General features: G+C 50.3%; 26 protein-coding genes and 1 riboswitch. Of the genes, 18 read left to right on the top strand and 8 right to left on the bottom strand.

The window, feature by feature from the left end:
- Positions 1–106 precede the first annotated feature (106 nt).
- Positions 107–250, top strand: a riboswitch (FMN riboswitch).
- An 89-nt stretch (positions 251–339) separates the two neighbouring features.
- Positions 340–987 carry a 3,4-dihydroxy-2-butanone-4-phosphate synthase gene (gene ribB / locus SPTER_RS21585; protein WP_144352277.1) on the top strand — a complete coding sequence of 216 codons (648 nt, stop codon included), beginning with the start codon at positions 340–342 and terminating at the stop codon, positions 985–987.
- Between the two features lie 54 nt (positions 988–1,041).
- Here the strand turns inward: ribB and SPTER_RS21580 are convergent, their stop codons facing one another.
- The 3 genes from SPTER_RS21580 to SPTER_RS21570 are packed head-to-tail and all read right to left on the bottom strand — an operon-like array spanning position 1,042 to position 5,980.
- Entirely contained in the window at positions 1,042–4,176 is a 3,135-nt protein-coding gene (locus SPTER_RS21580; RefSeq protein ID WP_144352276.1) for an efflux RND transporter permease subunit, read from the bottom strand.
- Positions 4,177–4,189: 13 nt separating this feature from the next.
- Positions 4,190–5,329: an efflux RND transporter periplasmic adaptor subunit gene (locus SPTER_RS21575; RefSeq protein WP_144352275.1), complete on the bottom strand. Its 1,140-nt coding sequence runs from the start codon at positions 5,327–5,329 to the stop codon at positions 4,190–4,192.
- Between the two features lie 24 nt (positions 5,330–5,353).
- Positions 5,354–5,980, bottom strand: coding sequence for a TetR/AcrR family transcriptional regulator (locus SPTER_RS21570; RefSeq protein WP_246105390.1), 627 nt, complete (start codon positions 5,978–5,980; stop codon positions 5,354–5,356).
- 496 nt (positions 5,981–6,476) lie between these two features.
- Here SPTER_RS21570 and SPTER_RS21565 point away from each other — a divergent pair, with 496 nt between their 5' ends.
- From SPTER_RS21565 to SPTER_RS21540, 6 genes are all read left to right on the top strand, one after another.
- Positions 6,477–7,391, top strand: coding sequence for a branched-chain amino acid transaminase (locus tag SPTER_RS21565; protein WP_144352273.1), 915 nt, complete (start codon positions 6,477–6,479; stop codon positions 7,389–7,391).
- A gap of 185 nt (positions 7,392–7,576) precedes the next feature.
- On the top strand, positions 7,577–7,969 hold the full coding sequence (locus SPTER_RS21560; RefSeq protein WP_246105389.1) for a MarR family winged helix-turn-helix transcriptional regulator: 393 nt from the start codon (positions 7,577–7,579) through the stop codon (positions 7,967–7,969).
- A gap of 67 nt (positions 7,970–8,036) precedes the next feature.
- Positions 8,037–8,687 carry a nitroreductase family protein gene (locus SPTER_RS21555; protein WP_144352271.1) on the top strand — a complete coding sequence of 217 codons (651 nt, stop codon included), beginning with the start codon at positions 8,037–8,039 and terminating at the stop codon, positions 8,685–8,687.
- Between the two features lie 27 nt (positions 8,688–8,714).
- On the top strand, positions 8,715–8,954 hold the full coding sequence (locus SPTER_RS21550) for a hypothetical protein (protein ID WP_170233363.1): 240 nt from the start codon (positions 8,715–8,717) through the stop codon (positions 8,952–8,954).
- Between the two features lie 21 nt (positions 8,955–8,975).
- Positions 8,976–9,251, top strand: coding sequence for a metal-sensing transcriptional repressor (locus SPTER_RS21545; protein ID WP_144352269.1), 276 nt, complete (start codon positions 8,976–8,978; stop codon positions 9,249–9,251).
- A gap of 13 nt (positions 9,252–9,264) precedes the next feature.
- Positions 9,265–9,456, top strand: a complete 192-nt coding sequence (locus SPTER_RS21540; protein ID WP_144352268.1) for a hypothetical protein — start codon at positions 9,265–9,267, stop codon at positions 9,454–9,456.
- 124 nt (positions 9,457–9,580) lie between these two features.
- Here SPTER_RS21540 and SPTER_RS21535 read toward each other — a convergent pair whose 3' ends face one another.
- Complete coding sequence (locus tag SPTER_RS21535; protein WP_144352267.1) at positions 9,581–9,922, bottom strand: hypothetical protein; 342 nt, start codon at positions 9,920–9,922, stop codon at positions 9,581–9,583.
- 665 nt (positions 9,923–10,587) lie between these two features.
- Here SPTER_RS21535 and SPTER_RS21530 point away from each other — a divergent pair.
- From SPTER_RS21530 to SPTER_RS21510, 5 genes are all read left to right on the top strand, one after another.
- Positions 10,588–11,055, top strand: a complete 468-nt coding sequence (locus SPTER_RS21530; protein ID WP_144352266.1) for a pyridoxamine 5'-phosphate oxidase family protein — start codon at positions 10,588–10,590, stop codon at positions 11,053–11,055.
- 183 nt (positions 11,056–11,238) lie between these two features.
- On the top strand, positions 11,239–11,481 hold the full coding sequence (locus tag SPTER_RS21525) for a hypothetical protein (RefSeq protein WP_144352265.1): 243 nt from the start codon (positions 11,239–11,241) through the stop codon (positions 11,479–11,481).
- A 41-nt stretch (positions 11,482–11,522) separates the two neighbouring features.
- Positions 11,523–12,080: an MFS transporter gene (locus tag SPTER_RS21520; RefSeq protein WP_144352264.1), complete on the top strand. Its 558-nt coding sequence runs from the start codon at positions 11,523–11,525 to the stop codon at positions 12,078–12,080.
- A gap of 203 nt (positions 12,081–12,283) precedes the next feature.
- Complete coding sequence (locus SPTER_RS21515) at positions 12,284–12,910, top strand: LysE family translocator (RefSeq protein ID WP_144352263.1); 627 nt, start codon at positions 12,284–12,286, stop codon at positions 12,908–12,910.
- A 26-nt stretch (positions 12,911–12,936) separates the two neighbouring features.
- Entirely contained in the window at positions 12,937–13,800 is an 864-nt protein-coding gene (locus SPTER_RS21510) for a fumarylacetoacetate hydrolase family protein (protein ID WP_144352262.1), read from the top strand.
- Positions 13,801–13,926: 126 nt separating this feature from the next.
- Here SPTER_RS21510 and SPTER_RS21505 read toward each other — a convergent pair whose 3' ends face one another.
- The 3 genes from SPTER_RS21505 to SPTER_RS21495 are packed head-to-tail and all read right to left on the bottom strand — an operon-like array spanning position 13,927 to position 18,050.
- Positions 13,927–15,471, bottom strand: coding sequence for a PepSY-associated TM helix domain-containing protein (locus SPTER_RS21505; RefSeq protein WP_144352261.1), 1,545 nt, complete (start codon positions 15,469–15,471; stop codon positions 13,927–13,929).
- A gap of 12 nt (positions 15,472–15,483) precedes the next feature.
- Positions 15,484–15,810, bottom strand: a complete 327-nt coding sequence (locus SPTER_RS21500; protein ID WP_144352260.1) for a hypothetical protein — start codon at positions 15,808–15,810, stop codon at positions 15,484–15,486.
- Positions 15,811–15,824: 14 nt separating this feature from the next.
- Positions 15,825–18,050, bottom strand: a complete 2,226-nt coding sequence (locus tag SPTER_RS21495) for a TonB-dependent receptor (protein ID WP_144352259.1) — start codon at positions 18,048–18,050, stop codon at positions 15,825–15,827.
- Between the two features lie 147 nt (positions 18,051–18,197).
- Here SPTER_RS21495 and SPTER_RS24920 point away from each other — a divergent pair, with 147 nt between their 5' ends.
- The 5 genes from SPTER_RS24920 (at position 18,198) to SPTER_RS21475 (ending at position 22,655) form a co-directional block, all read left to right on the top strand.
- Entirely contained in the window at positions 18,198–18,338 is a 141-nt protein-coding gene (locus SPTER_RS24920) for a hypothetical protein (protein ID WP_170233362.1), read from the top strand.
- A gap of 159 nt (positions 18,339–18,497) precedes the next feature.
- The gene (locus tag SPTER_RS21490) at positions 18,498–19,661 is read left to right on the top strand and encodes an ABC transporter substrate-binding protein (RefSeq protein WP_144353034.1); all 1,164 of its coding nucleotides are present in this window, start codon (positions 18,498–18,500) and stop codon (positions 19,659–19,661) included.
- Between the two features lie 213 nt (positions 19,662–19,874).
- Positions 19,875–20,273: a MerR family transcriptional regulator gene (locus SPTER_RS21485; protein WP_144352258.1), complete on the top strand. Its 399-nt coding sequence runs from the start codon at positions 19,875–19,877 to the stop codon at positions 20,271–20,273.
- Positions 20,274–20,305: 32 nt separating this feature from the next.
- On the top strand, positions 20,306–21,430 hold the full coding sequence (locus SPTER_RS21480; protein WP_144352257.1) for a DUF362 domain-containing protein: 1,125 nt from the start codon (positions 20,306–20,308) through the stop codon (positions 21,428–21,430).
- A gap of 253 nt (positions 21,431–21,683) precedes the next feature.
- A complete protein-coding gene (locus SPTER_RS21475; protein ID WP_144352256.1) occupies positions 21,684–22,655 on the top strand; it encodes a peptidoglycan recognition protein family protein in 972 nt (323 codons plus the stop codon).
- 18 nt (positions 22,656–22,673) lie between these two features.
- Here the strand turns inward: SPTER_RS21475 and SPTER_RS21470 are convergent, their stop codons facing one another.
- Entirely contained in the window at positions 22,674–24,272 is a 1,599-nt protein-coding gene (locus SPTER_RS21470; protein WP_144352255.1) for an FMN-binding glutamate synthase family protein, read from the bottom strand.
- A gap of 308 nt (positions 24,273–24,580) precedes the next feature.
- Here SPTER_RS21470 and SPTER_RS21465 point away from each other — a divergent pair, with 308 nt between their 5' ends.
- Positions 24,581–25,591: a nucleoid-associated protein gene (locus SPTER_RS21465; RefSeq protein ID WP_170233361.1), complete on the top strand. Its 1,011-nt coding sequence runs from the start codon at positions 24,581–24,583 to the stop codon at positions 25,589–25,591.

The raw sequence follows: 25,591 nt of genomic DNA, 5'->3' as shown, positions 1-25,591 counted from the left end.
CCGGTAATCGGCAAAGACTTGGCTTGGGCCAAGCCCTTTAGGCCGCCGGCAGCCTTAGTCGTGCCTATGCTTGACAATCCTGGTGAAAGTAGTATTCTATAGTCAGACTTATTCTCAGGGCGGGGTGCAAGTCCCCACCGGCGGTATCCCAGGCAGCTGGGGAGCCCGCGAGCGCTCCTTGTTTAAGGAGGTCAGCAGATCTGGTGAGAAGCCAGAGCCGACGGTATAGTCCGGATGAAAGAGGATGAGACAGTTAGCCAGTTTATTGACAGCACTTATCGCTAGCTGTCCCCAGCGCCCTGATTCGGGTGAGTCGACTAAAAATAGGAGGCGACTACTTTGAATCAGCAGTTATTAGTCCGGTTTGGCAATCCTTTTGAACGGGTGGAACAGGCTCTTAAGGCCTTGCGTAAAGGACAGGGTGTCCTGGTTACTGATGATGAACACCGGGAAAATGAGGGAGATATATTTTTTGCGGCTGAGTCACTGACTCAACAGCAGATGGCAATGCTCATCCGTGAAGGCAGCGGGATTGTTTGCCTGTGCCTGCCGGCAGAAAAGGTGGAGGCCTTGGCCTTGCCGATGATGGTAGATCATAATACAAGCCACTTTCAAACTGCCTTTACTATATCAATTGAGGCCGCAAGCGGCGTCACTACCGGGGTTTCTGCGGCTGACCGGGTTACAACAGTACAGGCGGCGATTGCCGAACAGGCCTGCCCGGATCACCTGCGGCGTCCCGGGCACGTATTTCCGCTAAAAGCGCGGGCCGGCGGCGTACTGGAACGCCCGGGCCATACCGAGGCTAATGTTGACCTCATGCGGCTGGCCGGCCTGAAACCTTACGGTGTTTTATGTGAACTTACCAATCCGGAGGGGACGATGGCTTGTTTGCCGGAAATAATAGCGTTTGCTGAAAAGAATAACATGCCGGTAGTCACTGTGGCCGATATTATCCGGTACCGGGAGGCCCTGGAGTCTAAATAGCAAAAGATCCGTAGACAGTTTTCCTGTCTACGGATCTTTTCTTAGTGCCTAATATTAGGCGCTGCGTCTTAGTTTGAAAGCCTTGAATTTAGCAGCTCCGTATTCAATAACAACAAATAATACAGGAACCAGGAAGATTCCCAGGCCGGTGGCCATGAGCATGCCACCTACGACCGTTGTCCCCAGCGCGGCTCGGGCGGCAGCACCGGCGCCGGTTGACAAGGCTAGCGGGATGCAGCCTAGGATAAAGGCAAAGGAGGTCATGAGAATTGGCCGCAGTCTGAGTTTAGAGGCCTCAATTGCCGCTTGCACAGGCTCCATGCCATTGTCCGTCCTGACCTTGGCGTATTCGACAATCAGGATTGCGTTTTTGGCGGCCAGACCGATAAGCATGACCAGGCCGATCTGCATATAAACGCTGTTTTCCAGTCCGCGGGCATATTGGAACAGCACTGAGCCTAAAATGCCTGTGGGCACTGAAAGTAATACGGCAAAGGGGATATTCCAGCTTTCATATAACGCTGCCAGGCACAAAAACACGAATAACAGCGCAAACCCGAAAATAACCGGGGTTTGACCGCTAGCCAGTTTTTCTTCCCGGCTTAAATCCGCCCATTCATACGTAAATGTTGAGGGTAAAACAGTAGCCGCTACTTCTTCCAGGGCCTGCATGGCCTGGCCGGAACTGTAACCGGCGGCTGTGGTGGCAGTAATCTGCATAGCCGGATAACCGTTAAACCGTTTGATCAGTGTCTGACCGCTGGTGGCAACGGGGGTGACCAGGGTATTGAGCGGTACCATAGTACCGGCCGAGCTGCGCACATAGAAGAAGCGGGTTGCATCCACATCGGCCCGGAATTCAGGTTCAGCCTGCAGCATAACCTTGTAGGTCCGGCCAAACCGGTTAAAGTCATTGACCTGAACGCCACCCAGGAAGGTTTGCAGGGTTGTAAAAATATCCTGAATCGGAACCCCCAGGGCTTTGGCTTTTTCCCGGTCTACGTCATAGCGGTAAGCAGGCGTATCAGCGCGGAAGCTTGATTGGGCCATGCCCAGCTCCGGCCGTTTCCTGGCTTCGGCAACAAATTGCTGGGATACATTATTCATTTCCTCCAGCGTTGAGCCGCCTCTGTCCTGAATCATAAACGTGAGGCCGCCGACAGAGCCGATTCCCGGCAGGGAAGGCGGATTAAAGGCGAAAACGGTGGCTTCCGGTATTGTGCTTACTTGTCCCATTGCCTGCCCGATAATCGCATTAAGCTGGGTATTGGGCTCAGTCCGCTCCGCCCATGGTTTCAGGCCGGCAATAACCATGGCGCCGTTCGGCTTCTGGCCGCCGGCTAGCATATCATAACCGGTAATTTCCATCGTATTTTCCACACCTGGCAGCGAACGGTAGATTTCGCCGACCTCAGTGGCAATGGCCCGGGTACGGTTCATGCTGGCGGCTTCAGGCAGGCTGACAACCGATAACATGAAGCCCTGGTCTTCACTCGGCACGAAGGTAGATGGAATAATTCGCAGCATACCGACACACAAGATGCCGATAACTGCCAGTCCTACACCCCATAAACCGGCCCGGCGGATGGAATGGCGGACACCGTTGGAATATTTTTCGGTAATGTGGTCAAACCACATGTTAAACCGATCGAAGAATTTGCCCAGTACGCCGGTGCGCTTCTCGCCGGTATGCGGCTGCAGCAGGAGGCTGCATAACGCCGGGGTCAGCGACAGGGCCACAATTGCCGACAGGGCCATGGAGACGGCAATTGTCAGGGCAAACTGCTTATACAAAACACCGGTAGTTCCCCCGAAAAATGCCACCGGAATAAAAACAGAGGCAAGTACGAAGGCGATAGCGATAACCGGGCCGGAAACCTCTTGCATCGCCCGGACGGTAGCCTCTTTCGGGTTAAGGCCGGATTTACGCATATGGTGCTCAACTGCCTCGACCACGATAATGGCATCATCCACAACCAGGCCAATGGCGAGTACCATGGCAAACAGTGTCAGTGTATTGATAGAGAAACCCAGGAACACAAAAGCGCCAAAGGTTCCGATCAGGGAAACCGGCACGGCCAGCATAGGGATTAACGTGGCCCGCCAGTTTTGCAGGAAAAGGTAAACGATGATAAGTACCAGGGCCAGGGCTTCCAGAAAAGTATGCAGAACCTTTTCTAAAGATTCACTGATATACTTGGTATTATCGGTAAGGATACGGTATTCCACTCCTGGGGGAAACCGTTTGGAGGCATCCTCAATAACCTGCCGCACCCCGGCGATTGTCTCCAGGGCATTGGCTTCTGTTGTCAGTTGCACGGCAAAAACAACCGAATCATGCCCATTGAAGCTGCTCTTAAAACCATTGTCTTTTGCGCTTAGCTCAACTGTGGCTACATCACCCAGGTGAATAGCCGAGCCATCGCTTTGCGAGCGGATGATTACCTTCTTAAAGTCTTCTTCGGTGACGAGACGGCCCTGAATACTGGCCGTATACTGAAATTCCTGATGTGCCACCGACGGCAGCTGGCCGATAGTACCGGCCGGCGCCTGCACGTTTTGCTCTTTGATGGCACTGGCAACGTCAGCGGCCGTGACCCCTAACTGGGCCAGCTTATCAGGCTTGAGCCAAATACGCATACCAAAGTCGGTGCCATATTCGCCAACATCGCCGACTCCTTTGACCCGGCGAATATCGTCGATAACGTTAATACTGCCGTAGTTTTTGAGAAATACACCGTCATAGGTGTTGTCGGGTGAGATAAGACTAAAATACAGGGCGGTGTCTGGTGAAACCTTGCGGGTTGTTACGCCCATAAGCTGTACATCCTGCGGCAGGCCGGCATTTGCCTGGGCGACACGGTTTTGGGTGTACATTGTCACCATATCCGGATTTTGCCCCAGTTCGAATTTAACATTAAGCGAATAACGGCCGGAATCGGCACTGGTCGAGGTCATTGCCACCGCGCCCTCCACGCCGTTTACCTGTTGCTCGATGACCTGGGCTACGGTTTTTTCTACTACGTCGGCATTGGCCCCGGTATACAAAGTGCTGATGCTGACCTGGGGTGGCGTAATCTGCGGATACTGGGCCACCGGCAGACTAAAGGCAGCAATACCGCCGGCCAGGGTAATTAGAATTGCTATAACGATCGCAAAGATCGGTCGGTTGATAAAAAATTGTGCCATAAATCCGCCCCCCTTATTTCGCGACCGGAATTGTCAGGTCATTCAGTCCGATCATTGTAACTTTGAGAGGAGATCCCGGCTGCGACTTCGCAAAGCCTTCAACAACAACAACATCCTGGGCTGTAAGACCTTCTTCCACAATTTGCAGGCTGTCTACTTTCGGACCCAGTATTACGGGTTTCGTTACCGCTTCATTGTTGGCGCCGACAACTGTGACAAAGGTTTTGCCCAGCATTTCCTGCACCGCCCGCTGGGGAATCAGTAATGCCCCAGGCCTGGTTTCGCCGACAGCCACAATCCGGGCAAACATGCCAGGTACCAGTAATTGTTGCGGGTTGCCAAAGGCGGCTTTCATCGCCAGCGTGCCAGTCTGGCTGCTCAAGCCCCGGTCAACCTGCTCCAAATGCCCGGTAAGCGAATATTTAGTGCCATCACTGAGGACCAGGCTAAGGTTCTGGCCCCAGGAATCAGGCGTGTTGCCCAGACGGGAAAACTTCAAATATTCGTTTTCGCTCATGCTAAACCGGACCTGTACGGGGTCAACAGTGGAAACGGTTGCGATTACTGTGCTGCCGGCCTGAGCATACATGCCGGAACTTAATTCGCCTACACCAATCCGGCCATCCACCGGTGATACGATTATTGTATCTGCCAAATCATTCTGGGCCTGAGCCAGCTTGGCCAGATAGGCGTTAGCCTGGGCTTGGGCCTGTTCGGCCTGCGCTACAGCGGTGTCTAAAACCTGATCGGCAATACCTCCCTGGTCAGCTAGGTCTTGATAACGCACAACATCACGGCGAATGTTGCTAAGTGAGGCCTGGGCCTGGGCTACCTGCGCCTGAGCGTCGGCTACTGCCGCCGCATAATTGCGCCGGTCAATTTCAAATAAAGGTTGACCGGCATAGACAGTATCGCCGCCTTTAACTAATTTGCGGGCAATATTGCCGGATACCTGAGCTTTGATCTGGACTTCATCTTTAGCTACAATTTCACCCACAAACTCGTATGTAATAGGTGTATCCTGCTGCAGGACCTGCATTGCCTTAACCACAACCTCCTGCGGTGGACGGGCAGCTTGTTGTTTACTGCAGCCTGTTGTTAACAGCAGAAGTAGTATAGCTAGCCATATGATGTTTTTTTTGTTCACCGTCATTTCTCCTCGCTTCCTCGCTTTTTGCTATTTAAAATTATTAGTGACTCCGGTTAAATAAATTTCCACGGCCTGGGCCATATATTGCTGGGCAAGGTCGTCTCTGGCCGGCAGAATCTCTTTGCAAAGGTGCTGTGATGTAAATGATAAATTCAATATCCTGAGCAATGACATAGCCGCTAATTGAGGGTCAATATCAGCTCTGAATTCACCACTTGCCACCGCATCTAGAATACAATTACTCAAAAAAAAGTGCATCCGTTTGGCGGCGGTTTTTACAAGGGTGTTAAAATATTTGGTTGGATTAAATATTTCAATATAAAAAAGTCGGTCTATGTATGGATTTTTTTTGTGAATGACGACCAGGATATCCGCAAACTGCCTTATCTTCATGATAGCGGAAATATCTTCCTTGCTGATAATATCGATTGCGTCGCCTAATGTCGATAGCTGTTTTTCCAATACATAGGCATACAAGTTTTCCTTGCCGCCGAAATAATAGGAAATCAGGGCAATATTTACGCCGGCAGCATCTGCCAACTCTTTAACCGAAACAGAAGCCATGCCTTTCGTCGCAAATAAGGGGAGTGCCGCTTCAATGATTTTATTAACGGTTGGCTTATCGGTACATATTTCGACTTTCGCTGTCTTCACCTTCTTTCGAAATTTTCTGTATTTATTTAAAAACTTCATTTTAAATATGAATTTAATTATATTCTAAAAAGGGGACTTCTGTCTAGCGTAATCGGCTTTATTAATGTTAACTTAATAAATGTCAATTTACCTGAGTAGTTTTTGCCTGTTACTGGTTTATTTGCGCTGCTTCTGGGGATTATTAGCTGGTGACAACGATAGTGAGGCAATAAAAAAAGGCTATATACTAGCCTTTAATAAATATGTTTATGGCTGCATTTTACCGGCGGGTATCCTTGTGACGTTCTGTGCCAGCACAGGCTGTGGGTAAATGAAACTTGACGGGCAGGAGTATTCTTAGTATATTTAAAAACAAGCGTATAAGGGGACGGGTTTAGTTATGTAAAGCGTGACATAAAATGCGGATAATTATTAAATGTGTTATAAATAAGCGGCTGTAGAGCCGCTCCCGGGCGACCTCTGTTTTTATTTAACACTTCTGAGGAGGGTACTGTTAATGGAAAATATGTATGTTTTTTATGATGGCAAGATAGTTCCCGAAAGTGAGGTACATATTAGCATTCGCTGTAAAGGGTTTAATTACGGCCTCGGCTGCTTTGAAGGGATTAGGGCCTACTGGGATGATGCTGAGAAGCAGTTGTACGCCTTTCGCATGCGGGAGCACTATGAGCGGCTGCTGCAGTCCTGTAAAACTTTATATATCAACATTCCTTATACGGTAGAGGAATTGTGCCAGGCCACGCTGGACCTGCTAAAAAAACATAACTTTCACAGCACCGTCTACATCCGTCCCCTTGCTTTTAAAGGGTCTGATCAGATCTTCCCGACCCTGCTGGATGACGATAACCGAATTGTGATTTATTGTCAGCCGCTGGGCAGTTTTGTCGGCAAGGATGAGCTGCGGGCGGCCTTTACCTCCTGGGAACGGTTAGGGGACAATATGCTGCCGCCGCGTACCAAACCAACAGCCGCTTATCTCAACTCGGGGCTGGCGTCGCTGGAGGTGGTGCGGCGGGGCTATGATGAAGCCCTGTTTTTAACCCGTAATGGTCATGTTTGTGAGGGACCGGGTGAGAATGTATTTATGGTCCGTAAGGGAAAATTGATTACGCCGCCGCCCTCTGATAATATTCTCGAAGGCATTACCCGGGATACGGTAATGATTTTGGCAAGGGAGGAGCTGGGGATTGAGGTCATTGAGAGGAGCATTACCAGGACCGAGCTATATGCCGCTGACGAGGTTTTTTTTAGTGGCACCGCGATGGAGGTTGTCGCCGTTGTCGAGGTGGATGACCGCAGGATCGGCACCGGCCAGCAGGGACCGGTATGCCGGAAGCTTAAAGAGCTTTTCTTCCAGGTTGCGACTGCCAGGCTGAAAAAATACGCGGATTTTTGTATGCCTGTCTATTGATTGCCCCCTTGCCAGGGGATAGGGGCTGTGCTATTCCGTATATCCCTTGGCAGCAGTTTTCGCAAATATCGAGACTTGCACCAGTGCCAGCAGGTGTGATATAGTACTTAATATGGTTTGCATGCAAGTATTTTGTAAAGGGATTAGATAGTATGTTGCAAATTTTTGACAGTACCTGTTTATTGTTGGCTAAGGCGGAGCAAAAACACTATAACTATACCAGAAGATTGCTGGCTAAGGAAAAGCTTAACATTACTCCCGGGCAAATGGCTGTTATCTATACCTTGTATAAAGGTGACGGCATCTCAATCACTGAGCTGGGTAAAAAATGCTATTTGGATAATTCTACCTTAACCGGCATCATCGACCGCCTGGAGAGGTCCGGTTTGGTATTGCGGACAGGACAGCAGGAGGACCGCCGGTCTTTTCTTATTTGTCTGACAGCAGCGGCGCGGGCGCTGGAGGGCCGGATTACCGAGATTATGGATCGCATTTGCAATTCTATGCTGGCAGAATGTACTGAGGAGGAAATCGCTGCTTTCCGCAAAGTCCTGCTGAATGTTTTTGCCAGGTTATAGGGATATTCGTGTTTCTACATATTTTGCTCACATAATATTGGATGAAGAACATAAGGAGGAACCAGGCATGTTAGCACCAATTGCAGAATGGAAAAGCGTTAGAAAGTTTTTACCCCAACCGGTAGAGCAAGAAAAGCTTATCAGTATTATGCAGGCCGGCCGCCGGGCGCCGTCCTGGAAAAATATCCAGCCTTGGCAGTTTATCGCACTGGCCGAAACGCCTGATAAAGATAAACTGGCGGCCGGGTTTTCCATGGGCGCGCTCATCAAGAAGGCCCCTGCTGTTATCCTCTGTGTGGGTAAACTGAACTCCTGGGAGCGGGAGCATCAGCGGGACCGTTTAAGAGAACTGCTTGCGAACACCGGTGTTGCGATGGCCAATGAGGATATTGATAAAACATTCTTAAATAACCGGATTGCCGAGGCGTTGGCTAATACGACGTCTTCGTTAATAGCCAGGACCTTTGAAAATATGGGTATTGCTTATGGCTTCATGATTCTGGAGGCAATGAATCAAGGGCTGGGAGCCTGTATTGTCGGGGAAATTGACAATGAACTTTCTGGGGTTGATAGTGTTACATATAATGAAATCAAAAGCTATTTCGAGTTAGGTGATACAGATATCATTACGGCCGCAATTATTGTGGGCTACCCCGCCCGCGAGCCGGCCGTAAGCCCCCGTAAGCCGGAAGACGACGTCTTTCAGATTCGCGGGTAAGCTGTAGGCTGAGGTGGCAGCAGATGCATGAGAAACCAAGATGTACAAATTGCCAGCACTATTATATTACCTGGGATAAGAATTTCCGCTATGGGTGTAAGGCTATGGGGTTTAAAAGCTTTAAAACACCCAGCGCTGTTGTCAGAGAGTCGTCCGGGCAGCAATGCCTGGGCTTTACTGAGAAACAAAAATTGGAAAACCGGCCGTGAGCCGGTTTTCCAATTTTTACTTGTTAATATCTTGACTTTATCCCCCTGGGGGGGATAAAATATAGAGGGAGGTGTTAGCGTGGATAGCCATGTACACACACATCAGAAGCAGGTAGTAAACAGGCTGGCCCGCATAGAGGGCCATACCCGGGCCGTTAAGCAAATGGTGGCCGAAGGCCGTGACTGTCCGGAGGTTTTGCTGCAGATTGCCGCTATCCGCAAGGCGCTTGATAATACAGCCAAGCTTATCCTGAAGGATCATCTGGAGCATTGTCTGGTTCACGCCGTCAATGAAGGTGAACATGAGGAATTCATGGGTAAGCTGCAGGCGGCGCTTAACCATTATATTCGTTAGTGGAGGGAAGCTTATGAAGGCGTTGGTACTGGTGGCAGTCTTATTGTTTATTCCGTCGATTACTTTCGCTCACTCCGGCACCGTTTTCCGGTCTGTGGTCAATTATGTGCCCCTGGCGGTTGCTTTTGTTCCCCTTGTCTGGAAGTCGATTGCTAAATTGATTGTAAAGCTGCGTGCTTTCAGGCAGCGGGGCGATAACAGATAAACCGGCTGGCGGTTATCCTGCCTGAGCATAATGAAGAGCGCTGTTTATCTATTGGGCTGGCAATAGGCAAACAGCGCTTTTTACTCTGGCGCACCGGCCTGGCGGCGCCGGTGGGGCGGCAATCCTACTGCTGCTGCAGGAGGGTCATAAATTCCTGCCGCAGGCGGCTGCTGTCCCTTAGTCCCTGCCTGTAGGCAATCTCGGCCGCCTGTCCGGACTCCAGCGCTGTCAAAGCCTCAAAATCCATGACCAGACCGGTCATTTCCGGCTGCTGGGTTTTCAGGGCCCGGGCCAACGCCAGCAGCCGGTCGAGGGCGGCACTGACTTCCCGGGCCGTCTTGCTGTAGCCGGCGTCCTTCGTGCCGGCCAGGTTGAGGATATGGTCAACCCTGATAAAGACATACTGATCAAAAGCCTGGTTTAACGTCTCTCTTAGCCCAACCCGGGTTCCATTTTCATCAAACACATATATACCCCCTATACTAAGGCTGGAGCAGAAGGCGCCAGCTGTTTACAGGGGGAAATTAAAGCGCATGCGAGGTCGTTGGTCTACACATGCGCTTGGCTGCGATGCTTGCTAAATCCCCAACCCCAATAAGCCGGACCTAGCCGGTCCCGGTCAGCAAGGCGGTCAAACCGGCAGGGCAATGTTACCCTGCTGCTGACAATGGCAGGCGTGAGGAGAGGGAATGCTTTGCTGCGTCTAAGTCGCACTCACAGCCCGGCGCCGGCGGCAATATCTTTTATCCCCGCGCCCCGCTTGTCTTGCGGCGAAAGACGGGTGTATAATAAAAATATCGTCGTGGACAGCTTGACTGTTACGTGTAGGTGCTGTTTTCACCTTGCGCGGGCCTGGAAGTGCGCTAACACTTTCAGGTCACGGCGACTTTAATTTCCACCTATTTCTAATTATAGCCTGTTTGCGGTGAATTGCAAGTAAGATCAACTGGCCGGCCGGGGATTTTTCCGGAAAGGACGGGGCCCGGGCCCCTGTCCGGGAAATATGCTATAAGCCGGGGCTGACAAGAACTGGCGCGGTGCAAAAATAGATACTGACCCGGGAGATATTTTATAGACTGATGGAAATATAGAGAGAGTAATTTCGACTTTGCGAGGAAGGCGGCTGTTGTCATGTTCAGGGAGATGCGGCGTAAAGAAAAACTTATGTCCCAGGCGGAAACTGTCACAATTTTAAAGGAAGCTGATTATGGGACCTTGGCCTGTATGGGGGAAAATGGCTATCCCTATTCTGTGCCGTTAAATTATGTTTATAGCGACAGGACGATCTATTTTCACTCAGCCCGGGACGGTTATAAAATTGACGCTATTAAAAAAAATAGTAAGGTTAGTTTTTCAGCGGTTAACTATTATAAATTACTGCCGGAGAAATTTGATACAGAATATGACTGCGCGATAATCTATGGCCGGGCAGCGGCAGTCACTGATGAACAGGAGAAAAGAAAGGCGCTGGTATTATTAATAGAGAAATACTCCGGCAATTATCAAGCGCAGGGACAGGCCTATATCGACAGGGCGATTAAAGCGGTTAGTGTTTATAAAATAGAAATTATCCATATGACCGGCAAATTTGGCAGATAAGCAATATTTTTAACACACAGATTGTCGGACTTACTTGTAAACCGCAGTTATGAGGCCACACAGCCGGAGATATTGTTCGACCAGGCTAATGTTGTCCAGCGTTCTTTGGCTGGGGTATTTGGGTGTTACTTTGTAGCAAATGCGCTGTGGTGCCGGCTCTGATAATTGTTGCATGACGAGCTTGTGCGATTTACCATTCTTGAGGTTGCAGACAATACGAACCGGGGCTATTATATGGGCTTATATAACGGGCTATACCGCCTGGGAAGCCTGGGTGGCATGCTGCTGGGCGGGATTCTGGCCGATCAATATGGGATTAGTGTCACCGCAATTTTTTTGGGGCCGTCACCTTGCTGGCTATTCCGTCTGCAGTCCGGTCCCTTTCCGGCTCAACCCTGCCTGTCAATGACAGAAGTAAGCCGGTAGCCGTTCCGGAACTGTTTAACCTCAATGTATTTCGGACATTAATGACAGGTTTGGTTATTGCTGCGGTGTATCAGGGGATCTTCGTGGCAACGTTAAGTTATTTAGTTCAGCTTCATTACTCTGAAACTAACCTGATCTTCGGCATCACTTGGGGAGCCGCTTCAGTTGCCGGTTTTCTGCAGGCTTTACGCTGGGGCTGGGAGCCGTGGCTGGCTCCCTGGTTTGGCAAGATATCAGATGGCCGGTTTGGCCGCCGGGCCATATTAATGGTAACCTTAACCTTGGCGGCCGCCTTGTTTTTACTAATCCCGGTACAACTTCCGGTTGCCGTGTGGCTTCTACTGATTGTAGCCATTCTGTTGACCGCCACAATTTTAACGACCGTAATTGATGCTGTTGCCTGTTATTCACCGCAAAAGGCTTTTATGACAGCCTATGCCTTGGCCATTGATATTGGGGCGGCGTTAGGCCCGTTTATTGGTTATACACTTAACGAAGTCTGGGGACCGTATGCAATCTACGGGGCGATTGCCGGAAGCTTACTGCTATTGGCGGCAAAATGGATATTTTGGCCGATTGATATTTACAAAACAGTATAATGCACTATACTGTTTTTAAGGTATAAAAAGGCTGCCGGTGGCGGCAGCCCCTAATCCATCTTTTATTGTCACCTCTGGGATTTTGAATAAAATACATTTGCGGGTGTTTGATATTTTGACTATTGTTTCCGGCAACCGCCGGGATAAAATACAGCTGGCAATACGTATGGGGGCCAGTTACAGGGGAAAGGGGGCAGCATGCAATGTTTGGCATTGTTCACTACGAAATGTTTCTTATTGCCGGTATTATCCTCAATATTACGCCCGGGTCGGATACCATGTATATTTTAAGCCGCAGTATATCACAAGGCCGCCGGGCGGGAATCTATTCGGTCCTGGGCATCAGTTCCGGCTGCGCCGTTCATACCGTGCTGGCCGCACTGGGCTTATCGGTTATTCTGGCCCAATCGGCAGTAGCCTTTACTGTTGTTAAAACAGCCGGTGCGCTTTATCTGGCCTGGTTGGGTATCACTACTTTACGGGCCCAACATAACCCGCTGCTTGGCCTGCAGGAAAACGATATGTCCGGCCGGGATATCTATTGGCAGGGGTTACTCACCAATGTGCTTAATCCGAAGGTAGCGCTATTTTTTATTTCGTTTTTACCTCAGTTCATTGAGCCGCAAAATAGTTATGGAATTGTGCCATTTGTTTTTTTGGGGATAACCTTTTTAGTTACCGGTACTTTATGGTGTCTATTACTGGCATTTTGTTCTGCCCGTGCCACGGCTTTTCTTCGCCAGAATAACAGTGCGGCCCATTGGCTTAATAAAATCTGCGGGGGCATCTATTTACTTTTAGGAGTAAAATTGCTGACAGCTGAGCGTTGATGAAAACATAAGGAGATGAGAGCTGTATGAGATTTGTTAATTTCAGGCTTGGCGAAGAGGTTCGCCTGGGAATCAAAAGCGAGCGTGGTATTATTGATGTAAAAGAAAGGGCTCAGGTTTATGGCGTCCAGGTGCCAGTCACCATGGAACAGGTTATCGCTGCCGGAGAAGCAGCCTGGCCGCAACTGGCGGAATTAGTGGAAAAGGAGGGCGAAGCCCTGCCCGCGGCAGGGTTACATTATGCCCCCTGTGTCATTAATCCCGAAAAGATTATTTGTGTTGGCTTAAATTACGTCAGTCACCGGGACGAATGTGATATTGAGGTGCCGGCCGTGCCCATCCTGTTCAGCAAATTTAATAATGCGCTTGCTGCCCATAACGAGGTTATTGCCTTGCCTCCCGATGCAGTGCAATTTGATTATGAGGCTGAATTAGTCATTGTCATTGGCCGGGAAGCGTCCCGTATTTCGCCGGCAGAGGCTCTTGCCTATGTATTTGGCTATACCGTGGGCAACGACTTAAGCGCCAGAGACCTTCAATTCCGGACCGGCCAGTGGCTGCTGGGCAAGACTTGTGATCAGTTCGCGCCCATCGGTCCCTGGCTGGTGACGGCTGATGAGATAGACCCGCATAATCTCGCTATTTCCTGCAGTGTTAACGGCGTTAGCCGCCAGTCGGGCAATACGCGGGATATGATTTTCGACTGTGCGGCCATTGTCAGCTACTGCTCTAACTATATGACCCTAAAGCCGGGTGATATCATTTTTTCCGGCACGCCGGGCGGGGTGATTCTGGGCTGTCCGCCGGCGCAGCAGCAATGGCTGGCTGCCGGCGATACGGTTGCTGTCACCATTGAAAAAATTGGTACGCTGCAGAATACATTAAAATAGGGCAGCCATACGTGAAACTGTACTGTATATAAGCAAATAAAAGCCACAGGGGATCTATGTATAGAACCCCTGTGGCTTTTGGTATAAATCAGTGGTGTTTGCAGCCTATTGAGAAAAGGCCGGCGGTTAACTATTGACGGTATTGGAAACGGAGCGGCATTGTTCTGCCCGCTGTTGTTTTAAGGCGACCTGCCAGGCGGTGATTGCCAGCAATAGGCCCAGCACGACGGCTGTCAGATCAACGCCGGCAGTCATCCAGTCCCTGCGGGCAATGGCCGGCAACAATCCGACCTTGGTGGTAAGAGCGTTAAGAACAGGCAGCCCCATACAAAGCCCGGCGGCAATACCCAATTGCTCGGTCCAGGCCCGCAGCGGCGGGCGCAGAAAGGCATGGAGCAGCATGAGCAGCCATATGCCGAAAAACACCGTAATCTCGGCGTCGGCCCGGCCGCTGAGCGTGGACGGCAGCAGCCGGTTGGCCCACAAATAAGCGCCGCAGGCAATGATGATGCCGGTAACCGCCGTTGTGTTCAGCGCTTCAATGGCCCGATACATCATTTGCGCCGCCGCACTGCTCCGGGCATAGCGGCAGCGGCGTTTGACGGTGAAAAAGACCAGGCCGGCGGCAATCATTGCACAACTGACCAGGCCGGCGGTAAAATACAGCCAGGCTAGGGGATAGCCGCCGAACCTGGCGATGTGCAGGCCAACCAGGGTCCGATAGAATTTGACGTATTTATTCCAGGTCGTCTGGCTGCCAAGCATTTCGCCGGTAACCCCGTCGAAAGCAGCCCGGCTGCTCATGGCGACAATAGTGTCGTCAACGGTCCGGAAGAAGGTGACAACCGCTTGCCGGTCACCGGGATTACTGACGCGGATGAAGGAAATCTTTCCTTTTCCCAGTTCTTCCTCGGCCAGGGGCAGGAGCCGGGCAAGCGGCACTAATTCACCGGGCAGATTGGCGCGGGGCCGTTCATAGTTATTAGCCGCCACGGTGGCGGGGCTTTTCCAGGAACTGCCATACAACACCTGGGGAATGGCGGGCTGCACCATAAATAAAGTAACTGTCAGGCCCGTATAGGTAATGAGAACGACAAAAGGCAGGGTGAGCACACCGGTCAGGGTATGGGCGCTTAGCCAGTTTTTTCGCCAGCGCAGCCGGAAAAATTCTGTAAAGACCTGCGTCCGGATGGCAATGCCGGATACCAAGGCGGCCAGCATGACGACCGAGGCGAAACTGACCAGCCATAAACCGCTTTTGCCGCTGTGCAGCTGAAAGTGGAAATGGGCCAGAAAGTGACCGCCTTCGGTCTCCGGCGACTTAAGGAGAGTTCCGCTTTGCGGGTCAAGCTGTTTTTCTAAGGTGGCCAGGCCTTTTTTCCAGATGATCTCCAGGCCTGGCGAGCGCTCCTGCGGCATGGCGATCATCCAGAGATCGGCCTTGGGCGCAAGCTGACGGAGCTTTTTATCGGCGGCGGCGATGGCCTGGGCCGGTTCGGTCTGAGCAGGTCTGACGGCAGGCTGCATCCAGTGGGTGATTTCCGCTGAGAACACCGCCAGGGTACCGGTGAAAAAAATGACGAAGAGCAGCCAGCCGAACACTAAGCCGCCCCAGGTATGCAGCTCGCTCATGGCCCGCGTAAAAGTTCGGGTGAATGTAGACTGATTCATGAATTTTCTCCTCTAGTTTGTCCAGGCGGCAACCAGCGCCAGCAGCCCGCTCAGCAGGATAACGTTCAGCAAATCCCGCCAGGCGCGCTGGGCGGTGGGGGCGGCAAAAACCCAAAGCAGTACCGCCGGATAGATGAGGGCGGAGAAAAGGGCGGTAAAAAACAATATCTCGACTTTGGGCCAGGGCAGCAGCAGCGCCAGGGCCGTCAGGACGCTGGCATTGAGCGCATAGCCGCCGAAAACGGCGGCCAGAATGCGCAAAACGGTTTGGGTTACTGGGTCGGTGCCGGCCAACAGTTCTCGCAGCCGGCGGACGGAATTACCTATGGTAATATTCATTACTGCTACCCCGCTTACAGCTGCATTGTGGCCGACAGCTTAACGGTGCGGGGACCGCCCAGGGTGACATGACTATCGTTAAAAGCTCCTGCCCAGTAATGCTTATCAAACAGATTTTCAATATTGGCACGGAAGGTAACCGGGACATTGTTGACGTTAGTTTTATACCGCGCGCCGAAGTCATAGCGCACCCAACTGGGCAGTTTAGTCGTATTGGCGTTGTCGAGATACTGTGTCCCGGTGTATACGGCCCGGAGTGATAACGTTACATCCTCGTTCCACGGGGTATCCCACTCCACGCCGGCGTTCATCATCCATTTAGGAACTCCATAAGGCGTATTGCCTTGATTTGTCCCTTTATCTGTGCGGACCAGTTCGCTCCGCAGATAGGTAACCCCGCCCAAAAGACGCAGGTTTTTAGCCACTTGCCCGAAAGCACTCCATTCAATGCCGCGGTTTTTCTGTTCGCCGTCATAGTCTCGAAATGTCTCATTCCCAATGACGGTGTCGGCTAAGCTTGGCTTAGTGATTTGAAAGAAGGAGAGGGTATTGGCGAAACGGCCTTGGTCCCATTTAGCACCGAATTCGTGCTGCTTGCTTTTATAGGGCGCCAATACTGTCCCATTGTTGGCATAGGCTGCATTCGTGATGGTTGTGCCGGGGGAAAGCATCTCAATGTAATTGGCGTAAAGTGACACCGATTCCCCCCAGGGTTTGATGACCAACCCTACGACCGGCGTGTTCGCGTGCGAGTCATAGGCGGAACTTGTGTTGCCGGTAGTTGCGTTAAAGTTTTTCGTTTCTACATTCTGCCGCCGTATTCCCAGTGTTAATTGGACTTTTTCTTCGTCAAAAGACAGCGTGTCGGCCAGCAGCAGGCCGGACAGGTTCGTTTCACTCGTTTTCCTGCCCTTTTCCGGCCAGGCTACACTATCAAAAATGCTGCCAATCGAGTCCGGATTAGATAGATCTACCGACGAACCTGGCCAAGCATACCATAAGGCTGGTGCTACAAGATAGTTATTAGGATTACCGGAATCGATAACCGTATTACTGGCGTTCAATACCAACTCGTGTTTTACCGAACCGGTCTGATACGAGCCGCGCAGTCCTGCCTCGGCGGAAGTTGTGTCGCTCCACATATATTGTTTCCAGAGATTGCGGCGGAGCGCCGTCCCGTCCGCCAGAAGCCTGACGTGGTTGCCGGTACTCATGCCGGTTTGCCTGTTGGACGCCTGGCCGAAGCTGGCGTAAGCGGTCAAATTGTCCCGCAGGTCGTATTCGCCCTTAAACAGCAGTCCGTTGTTCCGGGAAGTGCCGGAGATTCCTTTATACGCATTGGTCGAGCCGTCGGGCGCTTTCACATATCCCTGCGGCAGATTGTACATGGAGATATAGCCGTTGTCGAAGCTTTCCTGCGAGCCGTAAGCGTCCAGGGACAGACGCCAGCGGTCATGACGGTAATCCAGCCCCAGCGCGGCCAGCAGCCGCTCCCTGGACTGGCCGTCGGTTGCGGTGTCACCATCCGCATACAGACCGTTGAAGCGGATGCCCCATTCCTTGTTCTTGCCGAAACGGCGCCCAATGTCGAGATGGCCGCCCAAATGGGCTTCGGAGGTGTAGCTGGTGGTAAAGTTGGTAATGTCTTCCTCGCCGGCGCGTTTGGGCACCAGGTTGATGGCGCCGCCCACCGAGGTGTTTACCCCGCCGTAGAGAAAGGAACTGGGCCCTTTGAGTACTTCCACCCGCTCCAGAAACTCGACCGGCACGCGATTCTCGGGCGCCAGGCCGAACATGCCGTTAAAATAAAGATGCTCATAATTTACATCGAAGCCGCGGATGGAGAAATTTTCATTGGCATGTCCGCTGGAGGTGGTGAAACGGATGGAGGCATCATTGCTGAGTACGTCTTGCAGGGTGGCGGCCTGCTGATTTTCGATGGTCTCAGCGGTATAACTGACGATGCTAAACGGCGTATTCATAAAATCCTTGTTGCCCAATATGCCCAGGTTGCCGCCGCGGGCTACCTGGCCGCCGGCGTAGGCGGGCGGGAGGGTTTCACGGCTGGCGGTAACTTCTACTCCTTCCAGAGTAAATTCACGCGATCCGGCGGCTGTTTGTTCAGCCGGGGCGGGGGCCGGCGCTTCTTCGGCATAGCTTACCGGGACCTGCCAAAAGAGACTGCTGCCGATCAGGGCATAGAGCAGGCTTTTTTTGGTGCGGGACGTTTTTTTCTTCATTCTCTTCGACTCCTCTGCATACGTTTAGGCTGGTGCCTTGTCGGGGCAAGTAATTATAATTGCAGGCAATGTAAATGAGGATTAATCTCAGTGCTTATCCACTAGGATAGCAAGAGCCGGAGCCGGAGTAAATGGATATATTGCCAAATGCTCCTGGACTATTTTCCAATCGCCAGAAATCCGCCCGCCTGTCAGTGCATCAGCGGCACCGGGCGTTCCTTGCTTAACCTGGTCTGTGAACCGGCGATTCACTGGCAACCGGCCATGCATAGTGCCCGGGCAAGATAATAAAAAGTCCTTGCTAAACACACTGAATTATAATAAAATTTATGCCAATAAGAGGTTGTCATTAGCCAGCTGCATTGATACGGGGAGGGGGGAGTATTTTTCGCTGCAAGACCGGATTTGGTATTTTTTCCTGATTATTTTGTAAGGAGGATGACTGTGATGAGAAGATTGCCCAAGGTGAGGTGCCTGGTCATTGTATTGATATGGATTGCCGGTTTAATTGCCGGGTGCGGCAATAAGGCCGGCGAGGATATTAAAATTGGCATGATCTATGAACTTACAGGCAACACCGCAACCTACGGCACCTCGGCCGCCAGCGGTGCCAAGCTGGCCTTTAAAGAAATAAATGCCGGCGGCGGGGTGTTAGGAAAGCAGATTCAAATCGTTGCCGCTGACAATAAGGGGGAACCTTCTGAGTCGGCCAATGCGATGACGAAAGTGATCACGCAGGACCGGGTAATTGCCGTGACCGGCTTTACCGTCAGTTCCTGCGGTATCGCAGGCTCAACGGTTTCGGAAGACAACAAGATTCCTTTTGTAGCCGCGGCTACCGTTAACCCCAAGGTTACTGTCGACGAAAAAACAGGACAAGTAAAGAAGTATACCTTCCGGGCCTGTTTTATTGATTCTTTCCAAGGTACCGTGGGGGCTAATTTTGCCTTACATAATTTCAATGCGAAAAATGCGGCGATTATGATTGATAATTCAAGTGATTATAGCAAAGGCCTGGCCCGTGTATTCAAAACTGCCTTTACGCAGGGCAGCGGCCAAATTGTTGCCGAAGAGGCCTATCTTCAAAAAGACCAGGACTTTAAGTCGGTGCTGACCAAGATTAAGGCGCAAAATCCGGATTTATTATACATTCCCGGGTACTATGAAGATGTGGGTAAGATTGTAAAACAAGCCAGGGAATTAGGCATTGATATCCCGGTTCTGGGCGGCGACGCCTGGGATTCGCCCCGCCTTGTTGAGATCGGCGGCGCCAGCGCCTTGAATAATACTTATTTTACTAACTTTTATTCAGTAGAAGATAAAAATCCCGTTTCTAATGCCTTTGTTGAGGCTTACAAGCAGGAATACGGCCAAATACCGGATTCCATGGCGGCGATGGGCTATGATGCCGCTTATTTGCTGATTGATGGCATTAAACGGGCCAATAGTACGGACGCAGCGAAGATTAGCGAGGCTCTGGCCGCAACCAGGAATTTCAGGAGTGTAAGCGGCGACATGGATCTGAACGATACTCATGATGCGGTCAGAGGGGTTGTTATTATAGAAATGAAAGAGGGCAAGCAGGTTTATAAGGAGACAATAAGGCCGTAAAGCAATAAGGGTCCGCAGATAATAAGCGTCTGCGGATCTTTTTTATCTACCTTCCGGTCTTTGTTTCCGGCCGCAGCCGGGAAGCGGGAGGTTTTTCACACCTGTGCCTATTGACATAGAGCACACTCTAAGGTGTATGATAAAATGCAGGCATGTTACTGCGCTTCCGGCCTGGTTTAACATGCTTAGCTGAATGCTGTGGGAGGTTGACTTATGGGATATGCTATTAAGGAGGTAGCCGCAAAGCTTAATCTGACCGCCTATACTCTTCGCTATTATGAAAAGGCAGGTTTACTGCCGTTCGTTAAACGCGATCATAGCGGCAACAGGGTGTTTGACGATAATGACCTGGAATGGGTTATGTTGATTCGCTGCCTGCGGGATACAGGCATGCCTGTCGGCGAGATCAAATGCTATGTGGACCTTTGTATCGAAGGAGACAGTACTATGGAAACCCGCAGGCAAATGATAGTACGCCACAAACTGGCTGTTGAACAGAGGATTGAGCAGATGCAGGGCTGCCTGGCCAGGATTAATAAGAAACTGGGGTGTTACGAAAAGGTTGCGGCAGGAGCCGGCGGCGACGTTTGCAATCCAGCTCATAAAAGCTGATTTTTACTTATATAACTAGAGGAGGCTGTGTAATGGAGAAGTCAAAGGTTTATTTCACGAATTTGCGGGCCACTGCCAAACTGAATTTGCTGCAGAAGCTGGAGCGGCTGGTGAAGCAGGCAGGAATTGAACAGATTGATTTTAAAGGTAAATTTGCCGCCATTAAAATTCATTTTGGTGAGCCGGGCAATCTTGCTTATCTCAGGCCCAATTACGCTAAAGTGATTGCCGATCTGATAAAAGATTTAGGCGGCAAGGTATTTCTTACTGATTGCAATACCTTATATGTAGGCCGGCGGAAAGATGCCCTTGAGCATTTGGATGCCGCCTATGAGAATGGCTATAATCCATTCAGCACCGGCTGCCAGATTATCATCGGCGACGGTCTGAAAGGAACCGATGAGGCTTATGTGCCGGTACCCGGTGGCGAATATATAAAGGAAGCCAAAATTGGACGGGCCGTCATGGATGCCGATATAGTAATCAGCCTGACACATTTTAAAGGTCATGAGCTTACCGGGTTTGGCGGCGCCCTGAAGAATATCGGTATGGGCTGTGGCTCGCGGGCGGGCAAAATGGAGATGCACAGTGACGGGAAACCGGCGGTAAGAAGTAAAGCTTGTGTAGGGTGCGGGGCCTGTGCAAGAAACTGTGCTCATAAGGCCATAACCGTTGCCGACGGTAAGGCTGCAATTGACCATCGGCAGTGTGTTGGCTGTGGCCGCTGTATCGGTGCCTGCCATTTTAATGCAATTGTTGCGGCCTGGGATGAGTCTAATGATGTTCTTAATAAAAAAATTGCCGAATATACCTGGGCGGTATTGAACGGCAGGCCGCATTTTCATATCAGCATGGTGATTGATGTAGCTCCTTTTTGTGACTGCCATGCGGAAAATGACCTGCCGATTATACCTGATATCGGCATGTTTGCTTCCTTTGATCCGGTGGCGCTGGATATGGCTTGTGCCGATATGGCTAATCAGGCGCCAGTGATTGCCGGCAGTTATTTGGCAGAGCAGCTAAAAAACAAAAATTCTAATGCGGCCGGGGATGATCATTTTCATGCTGCCCATCCGGAAACAAACTGGCTGGTGTGCGTCGATTATGCGGAGAAGATCGGGCTGGGGAGAAAAGCCTACGAACTTATTGAAGTCTGATCTTGTTAATATCGTATAACAATTGGAGCAACGAACCACTGTCCCGGGGGGGATAGGCTTCGCAGTGCTGTTTGCAAAACAATAATCCATAGACTTTTGTCTATGGATTATTGTTTTCCCCCACCCATTGCCTTAGTCGGCTGCTGGGAAGGGGACCGGCTGCCGGTAATTGAAAAAAATTCAGACCGCCGGACCGTTTATGTGTCAGAAAGCATACTGCATAAATATATTACAATAAAGGAGGTCGTTATTATTGATAAGTTCCAATGAATTTCAGATACTGGGATATATTGCAAGTATACTGATTGGGGCCAATATTCTGGCGATGGGATTATTTGTTCTCTTTGCCAAGTTGCCGGCCGGACACTTTCGCGAGTTGATTCGCGGCATTATATTGCAACTTGATAAGTTTGCTGACAGCATGGCCAACAGTGAAAAACGGGCAGCGGCTATCGGCCAGGTCAATGCAATCCTGGGCTGGCGGGGGATCCTGGTGCCGACAGTACTGATCGGCTGGGTAATTGATACCGAGGTTGCCGCCATCCGGGAGATGCAGAAAGCTGCCGGTACACCCGATTTACATGAGGATCAGGAGCAGGAAGAAAGCAGTGGGCGGCAGGACGACAGGCTCATGCAGCCAGTGACTTTAGCGGAGATCAAACAAATGGCCTTTACAGCTAAAGCAGCCCTGCAGCAGTCTGCCCAGGGGTATGGCTGGCCGGTTAAGGTATATTTGCATTGGTCGGCCGGCCACTATGATCAGTTTTTTAATGATTACCATTTTAATATTGGTAAAGATGGCGCTGTGTTTGTAAGCACCAGTGATTTGAGCGAAAAAAAAAGTCATACCTATTTTCGCAATAGCGGTGCGATCGGTATCGTGGCGGCTTGTGCTTACAATGCCCATTCCTGTAATGATTTGGGCCCGGAGCCGCCGACTGCGCTGCAGATTGAGGCCATGGCCCAGCTGATTGCGGTGTTAAGCAAGGCACTTAGTATACCCATTGATATACAGCACTTTATGACGCATGCTGAGGCTGCCGACAATATGGACGGGTGTAACCCCGGCTATGCGGAAAACGGGTATCCGCAAGGTAAATACGGTCCTCAGCATAGTGTGGAGCGCTGGGATTTGTGGGTGCTGAAAGCAGGGGATAAACCGGGGAGCGGTGGTAATATTCTGAGAGGAAAAGGTATCTGGTATCAGCAAAACGGTGTCGGCTAATGTGAGGCTGTTAATTTGTCAGACACTGTCCAAATCAGTTTTTTGTTTGACCAATATATTATAATCAATTTTCAATTGCTGTAAATGCGGCATATCCTGGCAGTGTTTGATTTCGGCCGCTAGGTCTTCCATCAATTTGACCAACCGCCGGGAAACGCATAAAGTGTTACGCAAATGTGCCAGAGACTTTCGGCACTGTTCATTGCCGGGCATGGATTGACTGCTGTTCTGGCAGTTGAAGCCGGGCAGGGGCATTTGTTTAACACCGGTAGCCGCGGCAGTCAGGGCATCCAAAGCAACGAGGTCATCAGGGCTAAGTTCTTTGAGGGACGACTTTCCTAATATCCGCATGGCTGCTTCCATCTCTAAAACCATGGACGTTAGTACATTTTTTACACTGGTGACCGCCTGCGCGATGTTTAGCTGGGTTTTTTTGGGCGAGTTATAGTACACTAGCGTTGTCGGCGGTTCCCAGGGGGTCACTTTTGTGATCTGCTTGTGGGTGAGGGCAAACAGGGGAATGGTACCTAAGTAGATAGCATCCGCTCCTAAAGCCAGGGCCTTGAGGCATTGTCCTGGTGTGAAATAGCGGCCGGCGACGATTACACTAATCTGCGTATTTTTCAAATAGCGTTTGGCCCGAGCCAGGGAATAGAGGCTGGGGATAGCGAAATCATCCTGTATAATCGGGGCTGTGGCATGAGTCCCGCCGCCGGCGCCATCAATTACAACCGCATCAAAGCCTAATTCAACCGCAACCGCTAATTCTTCCTCCAGCCGGTTTGTCGCCATTATTTTCAACGCAATGGGAATACCGTTGGCTCTGGTGCGTAATTTGCTCATAAAACCAGGCCAGTCGCCGGGGTTATGAACCCCGGGCGGAGCCGGAAAGGATATAGCCGGCTGGCCTGGTGCTATCCCTGTAAGTTTCTGGGCCCGGCCGGCGAAATCAGCGGCTTCCAGGCGGGAAGTGCCCATTTCTGCCCCTTGCCCCATTTGGACCTCCAGCATATCGGCAGCGCCAATTTGCTGGTCAGTTCTCTCTCCCCACGGCCAGCGGCATATTTGCAGGATATATTTACCTGATTCCCCCGGTTCTTCAGGTAAAACCGGCCCTTCTCCGGAATTGGTAGCCGTTTGCAGGGCTTTTGATGCCCTGGCTAAGGCAATTTTAGCTTCGGCGCTTAATCCTAAGCCATAGGCCATACCGCCAATCATCAGCGGAATCTTAATATACAGAGGCTTTTTTGCCTGTACGCCAAGGGTTACACCCATATCTATATGCGTACTATGCGGCAGGGATAGTTTTGTCATTTGCCGGGGAGAAAACAATAAATTATCATAATCCGGATAATGTTTGGGCGAACCTATGGGGCGGCCGATAATCTTGCCTGTTTCGGCCCGTAAACTGATTTCTATCAGATTTACCAGAGAAAAGCGTGTTAATGATGGCAATAATTCTGCCAGATTTTTATCATAGGTATCTGTAAGGACCATTGTCAGCGCAGAGTTGATGGCGTGTTTAATGCTAAAGCGGATTATCGATTTAGCAAAAAAAACTATTGCCACTAGTATCAGCGCCAGTATGAGCAGCCACTGGTAATTAGAGGTAATCATATGTATATGCCGTCCTCACCCGGGATTTTTGTTCTGCAGAGCAAAATGTTAACTTTCTCTGGCTAAGGGCAGCCAGCGGCTGCCATTTTTGCCTAAGGCTTAGTACAAGCCTTGGTTTCTTATAGTATTCAACAGCCTGACTGGTTTTAAACAAAAAGCTAAGTGGCCGCTTCAGCAACCGGCCGCTTGATTTTTGTAAGTTTTGTCTGGCCTTATTAAAGGAAATAGCTAACGAATGAAGAACCTCAATAGGGAAACGTGGGCCCAGCTTCATTACATTATACTAACTGCAGAAATAGCAAAGGAAGATGTCTGTGTTAATAACGGTCAATCACGCGATTTTACATATCCTGGATTTCAACTCCGGAATTACTGTCTTCTCCGAGCAGGAACTGGACATAACAAGCAACAGCGTGGTAACATTTTTAGCAAAACATATTGAAAAATCTTTTACTGATCACAATGCCAAAGCCGGAACTTTTCACCCTGACAGCAATTTTAAACAGCAACTGGCAGAGTATATGGACGGTAGGGCGGATTTTACCGGCTTTTCCGTATATATAGCGGATGTAATATATACAGCCATATCCCAGTCAGAGGCCGCAGACTCTACGGACTTGATTATTTGCGACTGTGAGATAGACAGTAAGCGCGTTATTGCGCTGTTAAAGTGTAATAACAAAATCGGCTTCATTCATCAGGTTACGCATCAGGATGAGAAAATTAGAAATGAAATTATTAACCATTATGCAATATTGCCCGGCCTGACGCAGAAGCTGGATGAGTATGCACTGATTGAGGCGGACTCGCTGGCTATTCGGTTTATTGATAAAAAGCGCAGTATCAATGGCGAAGAGTCTTATATCTTGGCCGATCGTATTCTGGAATGCAGTTCGCTTATTTCGGCCAAAGAGACAATTAAATTAGTCAGTTCAATTACCAGAATGGTGGCCGAGAACCATGGCCAAAGCAGTGTTGAGGCTGTGTCGAAAACAAAAAAATTTATTGTCGAGAATACTGAGATATCCGAATATCTCGATCCGGTCGAGTTAGGCAAGGAAGTATTTCGTTCTTCGCCATTAATGCAAGCAGAATATATTAATGAAGTAAAAAGCGCCGGCATTCCCGAAACCGTAAAGCTGGATCGAACTCTAGCCCTGCAGAAGGGAAAAAATCATAAGATTAAAACCGATACCGGGATTGAGATCACCTTTCCGGCAGACTATTTCCAAAACAAAGAGTTTATTGAGTTTATTAATAATGCTGATGGTACATTATCCATTGCCTTAAAAAACATTGGCAGTATCACCAACAAATAA

Origin of the sequence: Sporomusa termitida (assembly GCF_007641255.1) — a bacterium.
Lineage (GTDB): Bacteria > Bacillota > Negativicutes > Sporomusales > Sporomusaceae > Sporomusa > Sporomusa termitida.
This window is presented reverse-complemented; position numbering and strand designations above follow the sequence as displayed.

What these genes read in the sequence shown, in the direction of transcription:
- SPTER_RS21515 (WP_144352263.1), top strand. Translation starts at nt 12,284, where the DNA reads ATGTTTGGCATTGTTCACTACGAAATGTTTCTTATTGCCGGTATTATC.
- SPTER_RS21520 (WP_144352264.1), top strand. Translation starts at nt 11,523, where the DNA reads ATGACAGGTTTGGTTATTGCTGCGGTGTATCAGGGGATCTTCGTGGCA.
- SPTER_RS21550 (WP_170233363.1), top strand. Translation starts at nt 8,715, where the DNA reads ATGAGAAACCAAGATGTACAAATTGCCAGCACTATTATATTACCTGGG.
- SPTER_RS21480 (WP_144352257.1), top strand. Translation starts at nt 20,306, where the DNA reads ATGGAGAAGTCAAAGGTTTATTTCACGAATTTGCGGGCCACTGCCAAA.
- SPTER_RS24920 (WP_170233362.1), top strand. Translation starts at nt 18,198, where the DNA reads ATGCTCCTGGACTATTTTCCAATCGCCAGAAATCCGCCCGCCTGTCAG.
- SPTER_RS21540 (WP_144352268.1), top strand. Translation starts at nt 9,265, where the DNA reads ATGAAGGCGTTGGTACTGGTGGCAGTCTTATTGTTTATTCCGTCGATT.
- SPTER_RS21575 (WP_144352275.1), bottom strand. Translation starts at nt 5,329, where the DNA reads ATGACGGTGAACAAAAAAAACATCATATGGCTAGCTATACTACTTCTG.
- SPTER_RS21510 (WP_144352262.1), top strand. Translation starts at nt 12,937, where the DNA reads ATGAGATTTGTTAATTTCAGGCTTGGCGAAGAGGTTCGCCTGGGAATC.
- SPTER_RS21465 (WP_170233361.1), top strand. Translation starts at nt 24,581, where the DNA reads ATGTCTGTGTTAATAACGGTCAATCACGCGATTTTACATATCCTGGAT.
- SPTER_RS21530 (WP_144352266.1), top strand. Translation starts at nt 10,588, where the DNA reads ATGTTCAGGGAGATGCGGCGTAAAGAAAAACTTATGTCCCAGGCGGAA.
- SPTER_RS21580 (WP_144352276.1), bottom strand. Translation starts at nt 4,176, where the DNA reads ATGGCACAATTTTTTATCAACCGACCGATCTTTGCGATCGTTATAGCA.
- SPTER_RS21495 (WP_144352259.1), bottom strand. Translation starts at nt 18,050, where the DNA reads ATGAAGAAAAAAACGTCCCGCACCAAAAAAAGCCTGCTCTATGCCCTG.
- SPTER_RS21505 (WP_144352261.1), bottom strand. Translation starts at nt 15,471, where the DNA reads ATGAATCAGTCTACATTCACCCGAACTTTTACGCGGGCCATGAGCGAG.
- SPTER_RS21500 (WP_144352260.1), bottom strand. Translation starts at nt 15,810, where the DNA reads ATGAATATTACCATAGGTAATTCCGTCCGCCGGCTGCGAGAACTGTTG.
- SPTER_RS21555 (WP_144352271.1), top strand. Translation starts at nt 8,037, where the DNA reads ATGTTAGCACCAATTGCAGAATGGAAAAGCGTTAGAAAGTTTTTACCC.
- SPTER_RS21490 (WP_144353034.1), top strand. Translation starts at nt 18,498, where the DNA reads ATGAGAAGATTGCCCAAGGTGAGGTGCCTGGTCATTGTATTGATATGG.
- SPTER_RS21565 (WP_144352273.1), top strand. Translation starts at nt 6,477, where the DNA reads ATGGAAAATATGTATGTTTTTTATGATGGCAAGATAGTTCCCGAAAGT.
- SPTER_RS21485 (WP_144352258.1), top strand. Translation starts at nt 19,875, where the DNA reads ATGGGATATGCTATTAAGGAGGTAGCCGCAAAGCTTAATCTGACCGCC.
- SPTER_RS21470 (WP_144352255.1), bottom strand. Translation starts at nt 24,272, where the DNA reads ATGATTACCTCTAATTACCAGTGGCTGCTCATACTGGCGCTGATACTA.